Genomic DNA, 19358 nt, shown 5'->3' with positions numbered 1-19358 from the left:
TTTTCAGAATCTGATTAAAAAAATGGAGACGAAAGTCCATCTACAGGCTTCGTCCCCGTTTTGTAATTAAATGGTTATTAGTTTTTACCTTTTTTACTATTTTTTAATCAATTTATGATTTTCTACCGCACCATTAATATTCACTTGCATGATGTAAATCCCTCGAATTAGATCTTACAGATTTATAACAGAACTTTTTGAATTAGGCTGGAAACTTCTGATCTTTTGACCTGCCATATCATAAATAATGATGTTGGTGATTTTTGATTTTGAATTTAAGGTCAACATCGATTCTACAGGATTAGGATAAAATGAGAGACGGGATTTAACGTTCTCGCTAACTCCTAAGGCGGACCGGCTCGTATCAAAAAATACGCCGGTTGGTAGTTCACCACTGCAATAGATTGCGATCGTATTATTATTGCCATCACCTGCGACTGCTGAGCCATTCGGGAAAGACAATGCAGATTGATCAGAAATCACATCTGAATACACCCAATTTCCGTTATTATAATCAATGGTATAAAGGTCTCTGGCATTTTGGATAACGAATGATGTTTTGATGGTCGTACTTCCATCTACTTTTGGCGCCCAGGAATGCCAACTCACTATACTGTTATTATCGGGTGCTGTCGCAAGTGCTCTACTTGACGTTCCGTTATAACTTACGATATCAGCTCGTCCGATTAGAGGACCATTTCCGACAGGTGCTCTTCGTGACGCAATGGATACCACTCGATAACTGCCATAAGGTTTTCTTTCCGCCCGCAACGTAATATAATGTGATTCATTGACGGTACCTTCCTGCAAAGTTTGGAAAGGTTGCCAACCTGTAGGATTATTGTATCCCGAATTAGGTGCAAAATAATGGTTGCCCGTAAAAAATCCAACATAAGATACGAATGTACTTCCCTTGCCGTATGTAAATGCACATTCTTCGGCAGCAACACTAAAAGGATGTTCATCGCTCCAACCAAACCCTGTACTGTTTGCAACACTTCTGGCAGAATACAGTGCATTGTCTGATTTAATATAGACGGCATAAAGTTGAGCGGCAGCGGCAAAACCGTAATCAACATCAATATCGAAATCTTTTACACCGGTCGTAATCGTTTCAGCATTTAAGGGTCCCCCTGCCAAATTGAAACGTAATGTTTTCAGGGATCCGCCTTCAGAACTATAGGTCGTAAATAGATATTTAGTGGGGCCGCTATCCATAAGCGAAAGTTTCATTTTTAAGATTTTGTCGGGTACATTTGCCGTGCCCCACAAAAAGAAACTGGAGCCATTATTGGTAGACTTATAAATATAGATCTCGTCAAAGTTCTGACCAGATCCTATTTTTTTAATAAAAGAACCTACGTAGATATCTCCATTCAAAGCGGTATCCATATCCACTCCATCATTAGCGAAAAAATCATTGACCTGTACATCCGCACTGTTTTTTCCGACAGGATTGTTTTGAGATTCATCAAAAGACCGTGAGGATCCAGTAGCGGAACTGTTTCCTGACTGATCACTATTTATCGGTTTAAATTCAGCAGCTTTTTCGGGATCAATTTTTTGCCAGGCCGCGATTTGACCAAGTCTGTTTGTTCTTAAAGCATTGAGATCGCCTGACATTTTAAGATCCGATTCCTGCATTTCGAGTTTTTTTATTTCTGCGGTAGGCTCTACGTAAACTCGGCCGGGACCGTCAGTCGTTTGTGTTTTGTAGCACTGAATGGTGCAGGCACACAAAAAAAGAGTAATTAATGTTTTCATGGTCATGGTATTAGATGGTTAATGGTTGGCGTTTGGTAAGCTTCATTCTTTTAAGTACAAGAAGTTTATCTTAATTAAATTCAAATATAGGTTCCCGACCATGCTATAAAATAGTACAAATGCGACATCTTATCTGAAAACTCACTTCTTTAAAAAAGCAATCAAAGATGTTATCCAATTCATTTTTAAAATGTTATTTAATTTCTAAATATGTTCTGTCGATAAAATAGCTCGGACCGATAGTGAGAGAATGGGAAGTTCAATATTTCTTTTTTGATTTAAATTTTTTCACAAAAAAAAACCCACTTTCCTTATTAAAAAGCGGGAACACATTTCGTTTCAAAAAATTTCAAAGTTACAGGTCCAATGCATTGAAACGCACAGAATGTAAAAGTTCTTCTTCCCGAAGCATGCTCGGGTTAACACCGGCGAAATGGTGAAAATCGCGGATCAAATGCATTTGGTCATAGTAGCCAAATAAGTGGGCGATCTGCGTCCAGGAGATGTGTGGATTGCGCTCCTTGAATTTGTAGGCTTCTGAAAAGCGGATCATCCGCGCAAAATATTTGGGAGACAAACCAATGCGCTCCAAAGATTGACGTTCTAACTGCCGAACGCTTAAACAGGCTTTTTTTGCCAGCGAATCCATTGACAAATTTCCGCGTGACATGACCAACTGCGACATTGCCAAATCGATGGGAAGAGCCGCTTTTAATTTTAAAACTTTGGCAAGCAGATACTTTTGGATGACATCATTTTTGCTTTCGTTGGTTGGAGCATTCAGTAAATGTTCAGTCACTTCGCCGACCTCATTTCCGATCAGATGATTTGCATCGAAATCGCAATCGACTATTTCTTTTAAAGGAATACCAAGCAGTCGGTAAAGTCCGCCGGGTTTTAAAATAACAACGAGATTTAAGTGATTTTTACCGAGATCTAGAGTTACGGGTGTGAGTTGCGGACCAATAATAATTGAACGTGCCCGTTTTTCAAAAGCAGAATTTCCTTTTTTTACTTTGATCGGATCGCCCAAATAAAAGCAGAGAAATCTGGTGTGCGTTGGCATGTAGGTGTAAGTTGGCAACAGAAAATCGCCAGACTTAAATGTATGTCCCATGATGCAGATGGTTTCTACATATTCTGAGAGCGCGGGATGAGGTTTGAAATAAATCGAAAACATACCGTTTATTTTAAGTTCAATAGTCAATTTTAAGCGGCTGAACTTTTGATCAGTCAAAAAAAATCATTCCTGTTATTTCAACAAATCAAAAATCAGTTATTGTTTCTACTTTTTACCGGTTTGAAGAAATCTACAACTACCAAATTACATATGGTATTTCTTAAAATGTAAAATATTTTCTTCTAAAAGAATCAAGAAATCATCAAAAATAAACTCAGTTAAACATTTGTAAATCAAAGTTATAAAAATTATTAAATACTTTATAAAAAATAAATTATAAGGTAATCAATAATTGAAACTGAACAAAAAACCAAATTGCGCCCCGGATTGCAACGGAAATCCCGGAACAAGCGTTGGGAAAGAAAAGGCGTGAGGAATTGCAGTGGAAAGCCGGAAATGTGCGCCCAAAAACTAGGAATAAAAAAACCACTTATCGTAAAATAAGTGGTTGTGGAGGATATCGGGATCGAACCGACCACCTCTTGACTGCCAGTCAAACGCTCTAGCCAGATGAGCTAATCCCCCGTTTGGACTCTGATTTTTACAAAGTAAATTTCAGAATTGCAATGATACAAATTTTTGTGATTTAAAACCGAATTCTTTGCGATTATTTTTTTTCTACGACGAGCGAATAAACCAAAGGAATTTTGTTTCCAAACTGTTGAATTTGATATTTACCTTTTTCTATTTCTTCGATATGCCGGAAACATGGATAAGGCGACCAATTGTATTCCCGAAAGGATTTCAGTTGCAGATTCTCATCAAACAAACTTGTAAAAACTTCGGAGAGAGAATGATTCCAACTGACTTCTTCATTGGCCAAGTCGGCGCTACGATCTGCGTAAGTTCCTTCGTTGGTTTCTACAATCTGTTCATCATTAAAATAACTGTATTGCACAAAAGTGAAATCATTATCGTACATCCAAACAACAGGATGAAATTCTACGAAAATTAATTTGCCATCAGGTTTCAGAAAATGAGAAATCACTTCTGCCCATTTTTGCAAATCGGGAAGCCAACCAATGGTTCCGTACGTCGTATAAACGATGTCGAATTTGTGATGCAAAACATTCGGTAAATCGTAAACATCTGAAACAATGAATTCGGTGTCTGTTCCGCATTTTTCCGCTAAATCTCTTGCGGCTTCGATGGCTTTATCAGACAAATCGATTCCGGTAACTTTTGCGCCCAATCTTGAAAGTGAAATAGAATCCTGTCCGAAATGACATTGCAGATGCAGGATTTTTTTATCTTTTAGATCTCCTAAAAGTTCGAGTTCAATACTATTTAAAGAAGTTCGCCCTTTTAAAAATTCATCTACAAAATAGAAATCAGATTTTAAATGCGAATCGACTTTTGCATTCCAGAGTTTACGGTTGATGTCGAGATAGTTTTCCATTATTTCCAGATTAAAAATAAAGTTCCTGCGATAATTAAAGTGGCTCCGACCGCAGTTTTCCAGGTTAATGTTTCTCCTAAAAATATGACGGCGAAAATAATTGTCAACGCCAAACTCAGTTTATCGATTCCGGCTACTTTTGAAACTTCGCCCATTTGCAAAGCTTTAAAATAAAAGATCCAGGAAAATCCGGTTGCAAATCCAGAGATGGTGAGGAAGATCCAGTTTCTTTGGGACAATTCGCCGATCGCTTTGTATTCATTTCGGAAGAAAACGATCATCCAGATCATGACCAAAACGACAACTGTTCGGATTGCCGTAGCCAAATTCGAGTTGACATTCTCTACGCCGACTTTAGCAAAAATCGCGGTTAGTGCAGCAAAGAAAGCCGATAATAAAGCGTAAATCCACCACATCTTTTAATAATTTATTAATTAATTGTGAAGAAAACTTATCGAAGTTCTGAAGTTGAAAAGAGTAATTCTTGATTAGCCGAGAAACTCTTCAGTTGGCTGGCTGATCTGTTCACCCGTTTTCAAATTCTTAACGATAATTTTTCCTTCGGAAATTTCCTGCTCACCATAGAAAACCAGATTGGGAATACCTTTCTTTTCAGCGTAAGTAAATTGTTTTTTCAATTTTGCAGATTCTGGATACAATTCTGCTGAAATTCCTTTTGCTCTCAATTGTCCTATCACTTTCATTGCTGCTAAAGATTCATGTTCACCATAATTGGCAAAAAGATATTGTACTGTTTTTACAGAATCTTTTGGAAACAAATCGAGTTCTTCCATCACTAAATAAATTCGATCCAGACCAAAAGAAATCCCAATTCCTGGAATATCTTTAACGCCAAAAACTTCGGTTAAGTTGTCATATCGACCGCCACCACCAATAGAACCCATCGCAACATCTGTAGCTTTTACTTCGAAAATGGCGCCGGTATAATAATCAAGACCTCTGGCTAAAGTAATATCGAATTTTAAACTCTCTTCGGAAATTCCTAATTCAAAAGATTGAGTCAATACAAATTCTAACTCTTCTACTCCATTCGTTCCGATTTCGTTACCTTGGAATTTCTCTTTTAATTGTGCTAAATTCTCCAGGGCATTTTCACTTTGAGTAAAGAGAAAATCTAATTTATCAATGGAGTCTTGGTTGATGTTTTTTTCTAGAAGTTCTTTAACAACGCCCTCCTTACCAACTTTATCAAGTTTATCGAGCGCGACAGTAAAGTCAATCAACTGATCCGATATTCCGGCAAATTCTGCCAAGCCTGAAAGGATTTTTCTATTGTTTAAATGAAGAACAACTTTAACATTCAATTCAGCAAATGACTTTAAATACAATTGAACCAACTCTACTTCTTGCCACAAACTTACACTTCCAACAACATCAGCATCACACTGGTAAAACTCACGAAAACGACCTTTCTGTGGACGGTCTGCGCGCCAAACTGGTTGAATTTGATACCGCTTAAAAGGAAAAGTCATTTGTCCGTGATTCATGGCAACGTATCTTGCGAAAGGAACCGTTAAATCATAACGTAATGCTTTTTCCGAAATTTGGGAGATAAGTTTTTGCGAATTTTTAGAGGACCAGTCTTCATCTTTTGTTTTGGAAGCGTAATCACCAGAATTCAGAATCTTAAAAATTAAGCGATCTCCTTCTTCTCCATATTTTCCGGTTAAAGTAGAAAGATTTTCGAAACTTGGTGTTTCTAATGGTTGGAAACCAAACAGTTCAAAATTCTTCTGTAAAATATTAGTAATAAATTTTCTTCTGTAAACTTCTTCGGCAGAAAAATCGCGGGTTCCTTTTGCTAAACTGGGCTTCATTTCTTGATGAGTAATTGGTAATGAGTAATTGGTAATCTGCTTTAAGCATTTTACCATAATTTAATGCAAAAATAGGGAATTGAAAGTTATATTCGAGCAAGAAAAATTGAAGACATTTATTCAATATTTAAACTTCAGCAAAATGGTTTCAGGTAATTTTTAAAGTTTAGAAAAATTACTGTATCGATTTCTATAATGATTTCAACATCCAAAGGTTGCAACCGCTATGTCCCGAATTGCCCAATGGTTTTTCCAGGTAATTAAAACCCTGTTTTTCGTAGATGGAAACTGCTGTTGAAAATTCAGGTAAACTTTCAATATAAATGGATTCATAACCCGATATTTTTGCAAAATCGATACTTGCTTCCATTAATTTTTTGCCTAAACCTTTTCCTCGAAAATCTTTATCAATATAAAACTTAACGAGTTCTGCACAGTTTTCTGGTAAACCTTCGGTGGGGTAAATCCCGCAGCAGCCGCATAATTCACCATCTAATTCTGCTACGAACAATGCTGAGTTTTCTTCGCTAAACAATTCGTATAAATGATCTGTCGTTGGATCTTCATAAACAGTTCCTTGCGTCGGAACCTTAAAATCATGAAAGCAACTGCGAATTATTGTTGCTAATTTTTGATTATCTGATTTTTGAATTTTTCTAATAATAGTTTCCATTCCATAAAAGTAGAGAAATTGGTGTAATAAAAACACAAAAAAGAATTTCATTAATCAATTAACGAATCAAAAAGCCAAAGAAAAACTTCTTCGACTTTTATAAAAATATATAGAGTTTGTGTTTTTAAACTGTTTCTAAAATCTCAATGATTTCTTCACCATAATTTTCGATTTTATATTTCCCGAAACCTTTGATGTCTAACAACTCTTCTTTTTTTGCAGGTTTATATTTAGCAATTGAAAACAATTCTTTGTTGGTCGCGATCAGATAAACCGGAAGGCTCTTTTCTCTCGCTTTTTCGGAGCGCCATAATTTCAGTGAATCCATAATTTTCATTTCATCCTGACTAAGGTCTTCCTGTGTTGCACTGTATCGTTCTGGTTTTGGTTCATTGACCTGCACTTTCGATTCTTCAAAATAAAGAACGACCGACCAATAACTTTCTTCGTCTTTTACAAAGGCAGTTTCGTATTTAAGTACATTATTTTCCTGCAGAAAACGGTCGAGCACTTTTTGGTCAGCGTAAATATATTCGTCTGATAATCTTATTTTAAATATTTTGACTTTCATGATATTGTGTTTTTAACATTAATTTTTCAAAGAAGAGCAAGCCGAATTCCACGGGATAAAATCCGGCTCAACTTCTCCCTCTATTATTTACCTCCTAACAGTAGAATTTCCATTACTCGGATTTCGGTGATATAGCGTTTCGTGCCATCCTTATCGTCATAAGTTCTGTAAATTACTTTCCCTTCTACGGCGATTTCCTTACCTTTTTCCACATACTTTTCCATAATATCGGCAAGTTTCCCGTTGCAGACTAAGTTATGCCATTGTGTTTCCTCCACTTTTTCACCGATGGCGTTGGTGTAATGATCACTGGTTGCTAAACTTACTTTAGCCAATTTGCCGTTTTCGAATTGTACGATTTCGACTTCTTTTCCTGTTCTACCGATTAGGGTAACTTTGTTTCTTAGTGACATGGTATTAAATTTTATAATTAAACATTAGAATCGAGTCTCACTGATCTTCCTCGAATCTCTATTGCAAAGGTTCACCCCAGATCAAAAATTAGTCGGTAATGAACCGCTTAATATCGTTTGTATCCGTTTGTATCGTCTATAAGATTAATAATCAAATATTTAAAATTTTCATTTTTTAGTCTCGTCTTTAGGACGAAATTCGTTACGATCTTTTTTTAGCAAAAAAAATGGATTTCCACTTCGCTCGTGGTTAGAATAAAGCGCAGTTTTTTTATTCACAGCATTTTCGAATATGGTCTCAATAATTTAACCTCATTTAGCTTTACATCAAGAAAATTATAGAAGTCTAAAAACTCCTATATTTATAGAATCAACAATCAAACTTAAAGCGATGAATAAAATTTTGCTCCTATCCATTCTTTTACTCATCAGCTGCAGTGAAAAGAAACAAAGTAGAACTTCTCCAGAAGAAAATATTGAAAGCGAGCAAAAAGAGACTATCCAATCAATCGAAATAAACAGCGCCGGCGGACAGCTAGGATATGTGTCAACGTTTAGAATGACCAAAGATTCTATTATTTTTAATTCTGATATGACAGCTGCTCCAGACAAAAAAACTGCGTTTCGGAATCCATTAAAAAAAGGAGAAGCCGAAAAAATTTTCGAGGATCTTGACTTGAAGGATTTCAACCGTGCAGTCGAAGGTCAATCGAAACAACCATTTGACGGACTTGATGAGTTCATTACCATACAAACTGAAAAAAAAGATTACTACAAGCGCAACGCGTACGACAATAAAACGTGGATGAAAATACAAAGGTTGAAGTCAAAATATATTGATCAGCAGTAAAAAGTTGTTGTATATAATTCAACAAAATTAAGATTCCTACGTTTACTTCTAACAAAGAGCAAAAAATTCAATCACTCAATTTCAACCGTTTTCTTATGAATAAATTTACATTCCTTATTTTCTTCCTATTACAAATTTTTCCTACAGCAATTAATGCGCAAAAAGCACAGAACCAAAATAGTAATTTCGTTCAGATTCAGGAGGAAAATGGTGATTTTAACAATGATGGTCATGTGGATAAAACGATCATCAGTATCGATACCGTGCGTACAACCAGACCGATCCTACTGCAAATATTTCTTTCACAACCGAACGGGGAATTAAAATTAGCGGTCTCCTCTACCAAAATAATTGAGGAAATGTATCCCGCTCATAAAAACGGTAAGACACGGGAATTTCAAATCCCAATTTTCGTAAGTGAAGACGGACTTTTAAAAATGCTCTCGGAAATTAAAGGTGGAATGGCCAGTTATCAATTTAAATATCGAAAAGGAAATTTTGAGTTAATCCATGTTTCAAAAAGTACCTGGGACGGAAAAAACACGACAATAGAAAGTGAATATAATTTAAGCGATGGTACTAAGATCGAAATTGAAAAAAATCTGGGTTCAGAGAAAATAGTAAATAAAAAAATAAAGAAAATGCCTCTTAAACCTTTGATCAAAATTCAGGATTTATTATATTCAGACCTTACAGTTTATTAATTTTAAGTCAGGAAAAAGATCGATAACTTTAAAAAATAGTTTTTCGTACTTCATTTAAAAGCTTCTATAATTCACAATCAAAACTGCATGACCTTTCAAACAAAATTAAATATCATCGAAATAACCAAAATTATTTTATTGATTATTTACATTCCCGCTTTGCTTATTTATTTGGGTGTTTTTGTTCCAGAATATTTAGCGTGTGTCAACATCAATCAAGATGGTGCGATGGGAAAATCTATTTGGGGTAATGATGTACCGTGTTTTGGCGAGAGCAATGATCTAAGCAAAGGATTGTTTATATTTTTCTCGCTGCTCATTGGTGGACTTACGGTAGGTATTTCAATATTTTTTCTGTTGGTGTACCGATTTAAAAAAAATCAAAATTTAAAAAACTTTAAAAAAAAATGAATTTTAACTTTAAAAGCTTCGTGTCATTAACTTCTTTAATCTGGCTCAGCCTCCTATTTTCCTGCAATAAAAGTTCCGAGAAAAAAGTAATTGAGCCAAAACCTCTGCCGAAAGTTTCACTGGAGAATATCAAAATGCAAGATATTGCTCCAACAGATAATCCTGAAGATTCGAACGACAAAAAATACGTGATCTTAGAAAGTTTACCTGATTGGGTAAATAGTACCGAGGTCATTTCTGATTATAAAATTAAAGACAAATATTCATTGGATCCCAGATTAAATCCGTTTTATCTTGAAGAAGATTTTAATGGCGACGGCATTTTAGATATTGCACTTCCCATCAAAGAGATCAGTTCTAAAAAAGTTGGTTTTGCAATCATTCATGGTGGAAAAAACGAAGTCTTCATAGTCGGTGCTGGTAAAACAATAAAAAATGGGCTCGATGATGATCCGTCCTATATCGATGTGTGGAAATTAAACCGTGAAAAAGAAAATACAGGAACCGATACCGATGAACAGGGCGATCTTATAGAAACTGCGCCAGTATTCATCAATCAGCCTTCTATACATATTCTCAAAACAGAACTGGGTGGCGGTCTGATTTTTTGGAACGGAAAGGAATATGAATATCTTCATCAAACTTGTTAAATGCCTTTTATGAATAAGCGATTATTGATTTTTCTTGTCTCCATTATTTCCTGTCAAGAAAAGTCTACCATTACGCAGAACACGGCTGAAAATCTATCCTCAACGTCAACCACTTCTATTAAGCGCAGTGATTTGGATACGCAGAAAACAGTGCAATATCATCAATTCAAAGCTGATACTCTAACAAATCTTACCATTGCCGATTTTGAGGTTCTGGCTTCTTACCAATTGAAAAATGTTAAAGTCATTGAAGGAAATTACAGACCAATTGACGGAAAGATGGTTGCGCCAGATACCAAAAAAGATCAGGGCCGACGACTATTAATTTTGAATAATAAAAACAAAATCATTTCTAAATCAAAAGGAGTTGGTGAGGTTTATTTGAATGAGCCTTATTTTTACAAAAACGAAACCCACAACAATGTCTTAATTATATGTCAGTTAGGTTACGAATATTACTTTGGCGCGGAGGCTTATCTGCTCCGAGATGACCATTTAAAATATATTGGCAAGATAGATATCGAAAGTAAAAACATGGAAATTCCCTTAATTGATATTTTGCGCATAAAGGAGAACAAAGAGATCATTACGTTTTCATTTGATTCAGATTCTATTTTACTTAAACCTGGCAATCAGGATGAGTTGGTTAAGAACAATAATTTTCGGTATGAGTATGATTACAAAACTTTTAGGTTAAAAAGATAAACCCTAATATCGATTGTAATATAAGCTTTTGCACGGTCGAAATGTAATATCGATCGCTATCGAACAAAATATCAAAATTTACTTCAGCTATATCCGATAGATAAATTCAACATCTCAACTGATTTATTTTATAAAACTTTAAAGAATACAGATCAAAAAAAGAACTAATTATGAAGCCGGTCTTTTTCCTATTTCTATTGTTACCAGTGCAACTTCTCGCACAAAATAACAAAACTCAATTTTCTCACAAAATACTGGAAGTTTCGGGTGATTTAAATAAAGATCAACTTGCCGATAAAGTAGTGGTCACTCAGGATACTATTCAGGAAAGCGCACCTTTCCGGCTTCAAATATTTATTGCACAGCCAGACGGCACTGACCAACATTTTGTTACCACCACAAAGCTGATAGAACCCCAATATCCAAACGGCCGATCAGGCTTCACTTCAGGAAGCAGCCTGGCAGACATTTCTATTAAAAACAAAGTATTGATCGTTAGCTTCGATTTAATACGCGGAACTTTTACCTATAAATTCAGGCTTCAAAATGACAATTTCGAATTGATTGGTTACAACGAAGCGCAGGTAAATGGTGGACAAATCTATTATATCGATTTTAATTTATCGACCGGAATAAAAATTGAAAAAACTGGAAATATAGGATCAGATAAAATCATCAGTAATACCAAAAGAAAAGTTCTGATTCGGCCTTTACCTAAAATTCAAGACCTTATTCCTTTTGAAAATGATGACGCTATTCGATAAATAAGATTACCCCAAAAACCGCAAGACTTTAATTAAGGTAAAAGATTATTTTAGAGGAGCATTACGATCTGTGTTATCCCGAAGAATGGTCCCGCTCTCCGTTAAATGACCAATCTTAAATTATTACAAAAGATATTTTAATAATATACTTTTAAATAACGTTGTCGTTTGTCAGCTTTTCTTAAATCATTTAATAACCCCTAAATTTTAAAACGACTCTAGTGGAAAATTAGAGAGGGAAAAAACTTTAAAGCTAAAACCAATTTTTAATCAACATGAAGAAACAAAACAAAATATATTTCGGGGTTTTATTTTCACTGGTAGGTTTTGTATTATCAATTTTAGCGATCGATTTATTATCTAAACCAGATAATGTCGCCATTTCTTTCGACCCGATCGACAGTTTAAGCGGTTTCTTTTTCACCTTCGTATTTATGATGGGTACAATCGGATGGCTCATTGGAAGTTTAGTGCTTATCATTTATTTATCTGCATTTTACTTTTTGGGAACCTGGATTTATAACGTCATCTATAAACAGAAATAATTTCTACGCAAAAGACTTTAAAATCTCCAACTGAAATTTCTAATTAAGATTAAAGTTTTTTATATTTGAGTACAGTATCAATAATATGGAAAACTTAAACTATAATATCAAATCTGCTCTTTTCGGCGTAGCAATTGGTGACGCTCTTGGTGTCCCAGTAGAATTTAAAAGCAGAGAAACCATCCTTCAAAAACCAGTAACCGACATGATCGGTTATGGAACTTACAACTTGCCACCGGGAACTTTTTCAGATGACAGCTCGATGAGTTTTTGTTTGGCAGAAGCACTCACCCAGGATTTTGATTTAAACACGATCGGACAAAATTTTGTAAAATGGTATCACGATAATTTCTGGACCGCCCGCGGTGAAGTTTTTGATATCGGTATTGCAACCAGAGAAGCGATCAACCGAATTGCCAAAGGTGAACAACCGGAATTCGCAGGAAGCACCGACGCTTCATCCAATGGTAATGGTTCTTTGATGCGTATTTTACCACTTCTATTTTATATAAAAGACCTATCGATTTCAGAGCGGTATGAAATTACAAAAAAAGTTTCCTCAATAACGCACGGACATATTCGATCGGTGATTTCCTGTTTTTACTATCTTGAATTTTCGAGAGAGATCTTATTAGGGAAAGACAAATTTGAAATTTATCAAAAACTACAAACAGAAATCTCAGACTTTCTAAATTCACTGTCAATCAATCCACACGAAATCTCTTTATTTGCCCGACTTTTAAATAAAGACATTTCAGATTTAGCAGAACATGAAATTTTGAGCAGCGGTTATGTTCTTCATTCCTTAGAAGCGAGTATTTGGTGTTTATTAACGACCGATAATTACGAAGATGCGACTTTAAAAGCCGTGAACTTAGGAGAAGACACCGACACGACTGCAGCAATTACAGGCGGACTTGCAGGCTTACTTTACGGCTTTGATTCCTTTCCTAAAAGTTGGATTGAGCAATTAGCGCGCAAAGATGACATCGAAGATTTAGCGCAAAGAATGGTGACAAAAATGGAGCGAAACTCTTCAATTTAATTCCAGAAATCAATTCTAACAACCTTATTGGCTGGAGGAACCAAATTCAGAAGTCAATAATTTACGATTTAAAAAAATTGAATTATAGGATCGCGAAAAAAGTGCTGGATAGAAATTGGTCATAAAATATGGAGAATTACAGATCATACGATCCAGCATTTAAAAATAAAGTAATACTATTTTTAGCATGTTAAAAAAAATAATTTATTGGAACATTGCCGTTTTTATTTTAATATTTGTTGCGGCTATTGTTGCTTTTTATGGCTACAATTATCCAACTCGATTTCGATTCGCATATGATTTCAATGATTATGGGCTTGGATTCATTTTATTAATTCTAATTGGTATCGCAATTACTGCGGCATTGGTCGCATCGTTGGATATTAAGAATCTGGACTTTAAAAATAAATTCTTTAGAATCATTTTATTATTGAATTCGTTGGTAATGTGTTTTACTATTTATGAAGGTCTTGATGGATTTCTTCAGAATCGGAAAGTGTTGACAGATCTTGAAAATGAATATATTCAGCAAGCAAAAATTGATATTAAAAACGATCAAGTAACTTACCGATTTGCTGGCGGTTTAGAACTTCCGATGGATACTGAAAAAACCATTCAGAAGATTGATAGCATTCACCAGAAATATGGCGTGACGTATTTTAATACAGGTTGTACTATATTAGAAATAAACAGTAAAGCACAGGAGAAATATGAGATTACGGTAAAACCTTATCTGGAGAAAAGAAATGGAAAACACTGGGAAAGTAAAATGTATAACGAGATTGCAAAAATAAGAGGGAAATCTTTGTAAGACATAATTAATTTAAAGCAAATAACAAAAATTAATTAAAAGAAAACTGTTCCGACGGGAAAATTTCGAATTCAGTAGAAGCGTTCATGGTAGAACGGTTTTGTTTGCGAAGATTTTTACTTAAATTTTTCAAAGCTCCGTTGGTTCCAATTTTAATAGAATTTTCAGCAGAACCTAATAATCGTCCATTTTTTCTATAAGTATCGTAGGAAGATTCGGCCATCAATTCACCTGCTGCATTGTAAATCTTCATGCTTACCACCACTTGATTGGAAAAAACATATTTACCAAATCCAACTTTAAAATATTTTACTTTGGGAACAACGGCATACTGCGCATTATTATTCTTGCAAAATTCAATGATAGAAGCAACTTCTGGCTCATCAAAAGGAATATCGTAATCTACACGAAGTAACTTACTGTTTTTCGAAGTACTCAATTGATCAGATAAAGCAGAGAAAAACGCAGTGTAAGTCGGTTCTTTTATTTCGTCGATATTGGGGAAAACTTCAGGATTGAAATAAAGAATTTGATATGATTTTTCATCCTTATTTAAAAGTGCATTTTGCGCCGAAACAGCACAATACGTGGTTAGCAGTAATAAAACCGCAAATCGAGTTCCAAATAAATAAAGATTTTTCATGACATTGTGTTATGCAAAGATACTGCCATCCAATAAGATAAGCACTAAAATTTTAAGATTATTTAACAGTCGATACCATATTTTTGATTTATAAAAGCAATAGTGTTTTTAGGATCAGAAAAATAGTTGTACTTTTGCACCCGTTACATAATAATCATTTAAAATAATATTGGAATGTACTTAACAACTGACAAGAAGAAAGAAATCTTCGGAAAACATGGAAAGTCTGATGCAGACACAGGAAGCGCGGAAGGACAAGTAGCCCTTTTTACCTTCAGAATTAATCACCTATCGGGTCACCTTAAAAAGAATCACAAAGATTACGCAACTGAGCGTTCTTTGGTACTTTTAGTAGGTAAAAGAAAAGCCCTTTTGGATTATCTTAAGAAAAAAGATATTAATCGTTACAGAGCAATTATTGCTGAGTTAGGATTAAGAAAATAATCATTTTCCAGACAAAATTAAAGCAACTCAATTTGAGTTGCTTTTTTTATGCTTCGTTTTTAAATGAGAAAACATCAAGAACTCTTCAAACAAAAAATCCAGAAATATTTTCCGGATTTTCTTATTATTTCTTTCTCTTCGCTTTCGATTTTGCTTTTTCGTGTGCTCTATTCGATCCCACTTTTTTGGGAATCTTTCTGGCATGTGGACCACCCCAGTTTTCTTTCTTGTTTTTATCTTTTTTCTCGTGGAATGCTCCACCACCATCTTCCAATTTTACGGTGTGTGCATTTTTCATAACCACCTCGTCTTTTTCAGAAGCAATTTTTACAGGATTGATTTTAACCTCCGCTGGGAAATCTTTGATGATAACCGCTTTATCCATTAAAACTTCAATATCCAATAATTGGCTATCTTCATTTTTAGTAACGAAAGAAACGGCGATACCATTTTTATCGGCACGACCAGTACGACCAATTCTGTGGATATATTGCTCGGGAACTTCTGGGATCTCAAAATTGATAACGTGCGTGATATCCGAGATATCTAAACCACGAGCCATAATATCGGTGGTGATCAATCCGCGAACTTCTTGTTTTTCAAAACTACGCATCGCATTCAAACGGTAATTCTGTGATTTATTCGAGTGAATGACATCAAACTGATCTGGAAATAATTCCTCAATTTTAGTATATAATAAGTCGGCGTGTTTTTTATTATTGCAGAAAATAAGTACTTTCGAAAAGTCCTCATCTGTTTTTAATAAATGCTCAAGGAGATTTATTTTAGTGTTAAAGTTTTCCACTTTGTAACCGATCTGTTCAATTTTCTCCAGCGGCGTTCCTGATTTTGCCAGGGAAATTTCCATTGGACCAGAAAAATATTCATACAGTAAAGCATCGACAGCCTCAGTCATGGTTGCCGAAAAAAGAATGTTTTGTCTCTTTTCTTTCATCATCTGAAAGATATGAGTCAACTGAGCTTTGAAACCTAAGTTTAACATTTCATCAAACTCATCGATGATCAACTTCGAAACTTCTTTTAAAGAAATTGCATTGTCAATCGCCAAATCCATTACCCTACCCGGAGTTCCGACCAAAATGTCGCAACCGTCAGCAAAAAGTAATTTTTGAGTCTTTATATTTTTTCCACCATAAATACCGATTACTCTGGCGGTGATATCTCTGGTTAGGTTCTCGACAATTCCCGCTACTTGTACTACCAACTCGCGCGTTGGTACCAAAATAAGCACGGTTGGATTTCCCGTCTTATTGTATTTCCAAGTTTTAAGGACCGGAAGGAGATAGGCCAATGTTTTTCCGGTTCCGGTTTGTGCAATCCCCATCACATCACGCCCAGAAAGAATCGGGCTTAATGTCTTTAATTGAATCGGTGTCGGTTCAAATAAATTTTCATCTGCTAAAACATTAAGAATTTTTTCCGGAAGGTCGAAATTGGCAAAGGTCATTTTTTCCATTTTGCAAAGATAGTTTTTTTGACAGGATTATAATATGTTGTAATTTGGAAGAATGAAAGGTTTCCTATTTTTAACACTGCTTCTATTTTTCTCCTGTGAGAAAAAGGTAAAAACGAATGCGAACCAAAATGCAGAAACAGCAAAAGTCGAAAATAGCACCAAAGCTACAGCGAATGATTCAACCGAATTACGCCCGTGGTTTCAATATTATCAGAAAGAAAATGCTGATTTCAGGTCGGCTTCATTTAATTTAAAACAAACTTCACCTATATCCTACCAAAACTCGTCGATCATTATTTTGAATGAAAAAGGATTTAACGAAATCTATAAGCCTTTTCTCGTTTTTAATGAAAGTAAAAGTAAATATTTAGATTTCGACAGTTATCAATGGTTTTTGCAACCCGATGGCAGCGCCGGATTTGAAGCCGATCAGCAAGTGGTGTTGGTAGATTTTAAAAAGAAGGAAGCCAAGCAAATTGCTTTCTTTGGGCCATCTTACTGGATTGAAGATGCTTACTGGAAAGGAGATTCCGTCGCAGTTTTACTAGGAAACACTTATGAAAAAGTTCCCTTTATGATGAAATACAATTTTACCAAAAATGAAGTTCAACACTTTGAATATCCTGACACTTTAAAAATTGAAACGCCGTATTCGAAAATAAGATTGCGAAGCAAAGGCATTAAAGTGGAGTAAAATTAAGATCTTCAAAATTGTATTTAAAAAATACCTTCAAATTACCTTTTCATTAATCTTAAAAAGAGAGTCAATACGAGAAAAATTGAAAATAGGAAACTTGCGATAATCAACACAGGAATTCCACCAACATTATAAGTACTTTCTAGATTCCAGATAATCGCAGTTGATATAATATTCGCGCATAAAACCATCGATAAAATAAGATTGATAATACTCGACTTGATGAGTTGGTGCGTCTTTTCAATACTTTTGCTTTCAGTTGTGACCGTAAATTTATTTTCATCTAATTTTTGTAGAAGCGATCTCAATTCCTGTGGTATTTCTTCAATATTTTCACTGAGATTCATCAATTTTTGCGACCCAGATTTGATTAATTTTTTTGGAGCAATTTTATTAAAAATGATTTTTTTAGTGAAAGGCTGTAAACTTTTTACAATATCCAGTTCTGGATTAATGGTTCTTCCAACGCCTTCTATTAAAATGATTCCTTTTAAAAGCAGGTATAAATAATCCGGCATATTGATCCGGTTTTTCTTCAAGGTTTCGGTCATTTTATGAACAAGCTTCGCAACGTCGATATTTTTAAGGGAGGATTTATGAACGAAATCAAGCACCTCTTCGACATCATTTTGAAAAGCTTTATCATCTGGAATTTCATAGCGCACCGCCATTTTTTTCAGATACTTTACAATCTTGGGCGCGTTCTTCGACACGAAAGCGACGATCAGCTGTTCCAGAATTTCCTTTTCATTGGGCTGAATCTGACCAACTGCACCGAAATCGATAAATACGACCTTACCATCTTTTTTTATCAAAATATTGCCAGCATGAGGATCAGCATGGAAAAATCCGTAATCTAAAATTTGGGAAACAAAAACTCGTAAACCAACTTCTGAGATTTTCACCGGATCAATTCCGTTTTCTAAAAGCGCTTCTTTGTTGGTGATTTTGAGGCCATCAACAAATTCCATGCAGAGAATATTGTTGCTGCAAAACTCCTCGTACACTTTCGGAACATAAGTTTCTTTATTATTCTTAAAATTGAGAGCAAATTGCTGAATGTTATTCTTTTCATTGGTTAGCGAAATTTCTTCCAACAAAGATTTTTCAAAAGTAGAAATAGCACTTTTTAAATTGAGTCTGGAACCAAAGTCGGAGTAAGTCGTAATCACTTTTACCAAGTCGTGAAGCAACAACAAATCATCTTGAATATTTTCCTGGACATTGGGTTTTTTAACTTTAAAAATCACTTCCGATCCATCGTTTAAAACGGCTTTGTAAACTTGCGCAATCGACGCTGTAGCCATCGGTTTTTTCTGAATTTCTTTAAAATGATCGTAAGGTGAAATGTTGAATTCCTGTTCTAAAATTTCTTCCAAATTCAAATCAACTTCTTCTACTTTATCCTGAAGTTTCTGTAATTCAACAATTAATTCTGGAGGTAATAGATCTTCGCGGCTAGAAAAAGTTTGACCTAATTTCACAAAAGTCGGTCCCAATTCCTCCAAAGCCATTCTGATTCTTTCATAAACAGAATTGGTGAAGACCATCTCATTTTCATCAACGGAAGGTTCATTGTTTTTCGCAAGATTCATTCGTGCTAAAATATCTTTGAAGCCGTATTTGCTAAAAATAGAAATCAGTTTTGCGGAACGCTTCAGTTTTCTCTGTTGTTTATCGAACATAAAAAAGTTTTTCAATGAGTTTCAAAAAGTATTCCCCATTTAATTAAAAAAGGGGAATAGGTATCAATCATGATTTATTTAAAAGCGGA

22 protein-coding genes and 1 tRNA gene are annotated in these 19358 nt (G+C 35.0%); 11 read left to right on the top strand and 12 right to left on the bottom strand.

Translation table 11 applies throughout. The annotated features are described in order from the left end of the window. Positions 1-174: 174 nt before the first annotated feature. The 9 genes from ACEYOS_RS01230 to ACEYOS_RS01190 all read right to left on the bottom strand — a co-directional run bounded on the left by ACEYOS_RS01230 (position 175) and on the right by ACEYOS_RS01190 (position 7838). Positions 175-1764 (bottom strand): T9SS type A sorting domain-containing protein, encoded by a 1590-nt coding sequence (locus tag ACEYOS_RS01230; RefSeq protein WP_373710288.1) that lies wholly within the window; start codon positions 1762-1764, stop codon positions 175-177. A gap of 355 nt (positions 1765-2119) precedes the next feature. Further along, positions 2120-2944, bottom strand: coding sequence for a helix-turn-helix domain-containing protein (locus ACEYOS_RS01225; protein ID WP_373710289.1), 825 nt, complete (start codon positions 2942-2944; stop codon positions 2120-2122). A gap of 451 nt (positions 2945-3395) precedes the next feature. Further along, a tRNA-Ala gene (locus ACEYOS_RS01220) sits at positions 3396-3469 on the bottom strand. Between the two features lie 82 nt (positions 3470-3551). After that, positions 3552-4343 carry a class I SAM-dependent methyltransferase gene (locus ACEYOS_RS01215; RefSeq protein ID WP_373710290.1) on the bottom strand — a complete coding sequence of 264 codons (792 nt, stop codon included), beginning with the start codon at positions 4341-4343 and terminating at the stop codon, positions 3552-3554. After that, positions 4343-4759: an EamA family transporter gene (locus tag ACEYOS_RS01210; protein WP_373710291.1), complete on the bottom strand. Its 417-nt coding sequence runs from the start codon at positions 4757-4759 to the stop codon at positions 4343-4345. The genes ACEYOS_RS01215 and ACEYOS_RS01210 overlap by 1 nt, the downstream gene beginning before the upstream one ends. 72 nt (positions 4760-4831) lie before the next feature. Next, the gene (gene hisS / locus ACEYOS_RS01205) at positions 4832-6181 is read right to left on the bottom strand and encodes a histidine--tRNA ligase (RefSeq protein WP_373710315.1); all 1350 of its coding nucleotides are present in this window, start codon (positions 6179-6181) and stop codon (positions 4832-4834) included. Positions 6182-6371: 190 nt separating this feature from the next. Then, positions 6372-6854, bottom strand: a complete 483-nt coding sequence (locus ACEYOS_RS01200; protein ID WP_373710292.1) for a GNAT family N-acetyltransferase — start codon at positions 6852-6854, stop codon at positions 6372-6374. Positions 6855-6978: 124 nt separating this feature from the next. After that, positions 6979-7425, bottom strand: coding sequence for an HRDC domain-containing protein (locus ACEYOS_RS01195; RefSeq protein ID WP_373710293.1), 447 nt, complete (start codon positions 7423-7425; stop codon positions 6979-6981). A gap of 83 nt (positions 7426-7508) precedes the next feature. Then, positions 7509-7838: a single-stranded DNA-binding protein gene (locus tag ACEYOS_RS01190; RefSeq protein WP_373710294.1), complete on the bottom strand. Its 330-nt coding sequence runs from the start codon at positions 7836-7838 to the stop codon at positions 7509-7511. Positions 7839-8229: 391 nt separating this feature from the next. Between ACEYOS_RS01190 and ACEYOS_RS01185 the strand changes: the two genes are divergently transcribed. The 9 genes from ACEYOS_RS01185 to ACEYOS_RS01145 all read left to right on the top strand — a co-directional run bounded on the left by ACEYOS_RS01185 (position 8230) and on the right by ACEYOS_RS01145 (position 14323). Then, positions 8230-8688 carry a hypothetical protein gene (locus ACEYOS_RS01185; protein WP_373710295.1) on the top strand — a complete coding sequence of 153 codons (459 nt, stop codon included), beginning with the start codon at positions 8230-8232 and terminating at the stop codon, positions 8686-8688. A gap of 95 nt (positions 8689-8783) precedes the next feature. Beyond that, positions 8784-9392, top strand: coding sequence for a hypothetical protein (locus ACEYOS_RS01180; protein ID WP_373710296.1), 609 nt, complete (start codon positions 8784-8786; stop codon positions 9390-9392). An 87-nt stretch (positions 9393-9479) separates the two neighbouring features. Continuing rightward, positions 9480-9803, top strand: a complete 324-nt coding sequence (locus ACEYOS_RS01175; protein ID WP_373710297.1) for a hypothetical protein — start codon at positions 9480-9482, stop codon at positions 9801-9803. Continuing rightward, entirely contained in the window at positions 9800-10453 is a 654-nt protein-coding gene (locus tag ACEYOS_RS01170; protein WP_373710298.1) for a hypothetical protein, read from the top strand. The genes ACEYOS_RS01175 and ACEYOS_RS01170 overlap by 4 nt, the downstream gene beginning before the upstream one ends. 9 nt (positions 10454-10462) lie before the next feature. Then, the gene (locus ACEYOS_RS01165) at positions 10463-11158 is read left to right on the top strand and encodes a hypothetical protein (protein ID WP_373710299.1); all 696 of its coding nucleotides are present in this window, start codon (positions 10463-10465) and stop codon (positions 11156-11158) included. 170 nt (positions 11159-11328) lie between these two features. Continuing rightward, positions 11329-11922, top strand: a complete 594-nt coding sequence (locus ACEYOS_RS01160; RefSeq protein WP_373710300.1) for a hypothetical protein — start codon at positions 11329-11331, stop codon at positions 11920-11922. Positions 11923-12197: 275 nt separating this feature from the next. Further along, on the top strand, positions 12198-12467 hold the full coding sequence (locus tag ACEYOS_RS01155; RefSeq protein ID WP_373710301.1) for a hypothetical protein: 270 nt from the start codon (positions 12198-12200) through the stop codon (positions 12465-12467). Positions 12468-12552: 85 nt separating this feature from the next. Continuing rightward, positions 12553-13512, top strand: coding sequence for an ADP-ribosylglycohydrolase family protein (locus ACEYOS_RS01150; RefSeq protein ID WP_373710302.1), 960 nt, complete (start codon positions 12553-12555; stop codon positions 13510-13512). A gap of 187 nt (positions 13513-13699) precedes the next feature. Next, the gene (locus ACEYOS_RS01145) at positions 13700-14323 is read left to right on the top strand and encodes a hypothetical protein (RefSeq protein ID WP_373710303.1); all 624 of its coding nucleotides are present in this window, start codon (positions 13700-13702) and stop codon (positions 14321-14323) included. Between the two features lie 31 nt (positions 14324-14354). Here the strand turns inward: ACEYOS_RS01145 and ACEYOS_RS01140 are convergent, their stop codons facing one another. Continuing rightward, positions 14355-14966: a pyruvate decarboxylase gene (locus tag ACEYOS_RS01140; RefSeq protein ID WP_373710304.1), complete on the bottom strand. Its 612-nt coding sequence runs from the start codon at positions 14964-14966 to the stop codon at positions 14355-14357. A 174-nt stretch (positions 14967-15140) separates the two neighbouring features. Between ACEYOS_RS01140 and rpsO the strand changes: the two genes are divergently transcribed. Further along, on the top strand, positions 15141-15410 hold the full coding sequence (gene rpsO / locus ACEYOS_RS01135) for a 30S ribosomal protein S15 (RefSeq protein WP_373710305.1): 270 nt from the start codon (positions 15141-15143) through the stop codon (positions 15408-15410). 124 nt (positions 15411-15534) lie between these two features. Here the strand turns inward: rpsO and ACEYOS_RS01130 are convergent, their stop codons facing one another. Next, positions 15535-16887 (bottom strand): DEAD/DEAH box helicase, encoded by a 1353-nt coding sequence (locus tag ACEYOS_RS01130; RefSeq protein WP_373710306.1) that lies wholly within the window; start codon positions 16885-16887, stop codon positions 15535-15537. A 52-nt stretch (positions 16888-16939) separates the two neighbouring features. Here ACEYOS_RS01130 and ACEYOS_RS01125 point away from each other — a divergent pair, with 52 nt between their 5' ends. After that, on the top strand, positions 16940-17581 hold the full coding sequence (locus ACEYOS_RS01125) for a hypothetical protein (RefSeq protein ID WP_373710307.1): 642 nt from the start codon (positions 16940-16942) through the stop codon (positions 17579-17581). A 41-nt stretch (positions 17582-17622) separates the two neighbouring features. On the opposite strand, the gene ACEYOS_RS01120 is transcribed toward ACEYOS_RS01125, so the two are convergent. After that, positions 17623-19269 (bottom strand): ABC1 kinase family protein, encoded by a 1647-nt coding sequence (locus ACEYOS_RS01120; protein WP_373710308.1) that lies wholly within the window; start codon positions 19267-19269, stop codon positions 17623-17625. Positions 19270-19358 lie beyond the last annotated feature (89 nt).

Source organism: Kaistella sp. (assembly GCF_041824135.1).
In the GTDB taxonomy this organism is placed as follows: Bacteria; Bacteroidota; Bacteroidia; order Flavobacteriales; family Weeksellaceae; genus Kaistella.
This window is presented reverse-complemented; position numbering and strand designations above follow the sequence as displayed.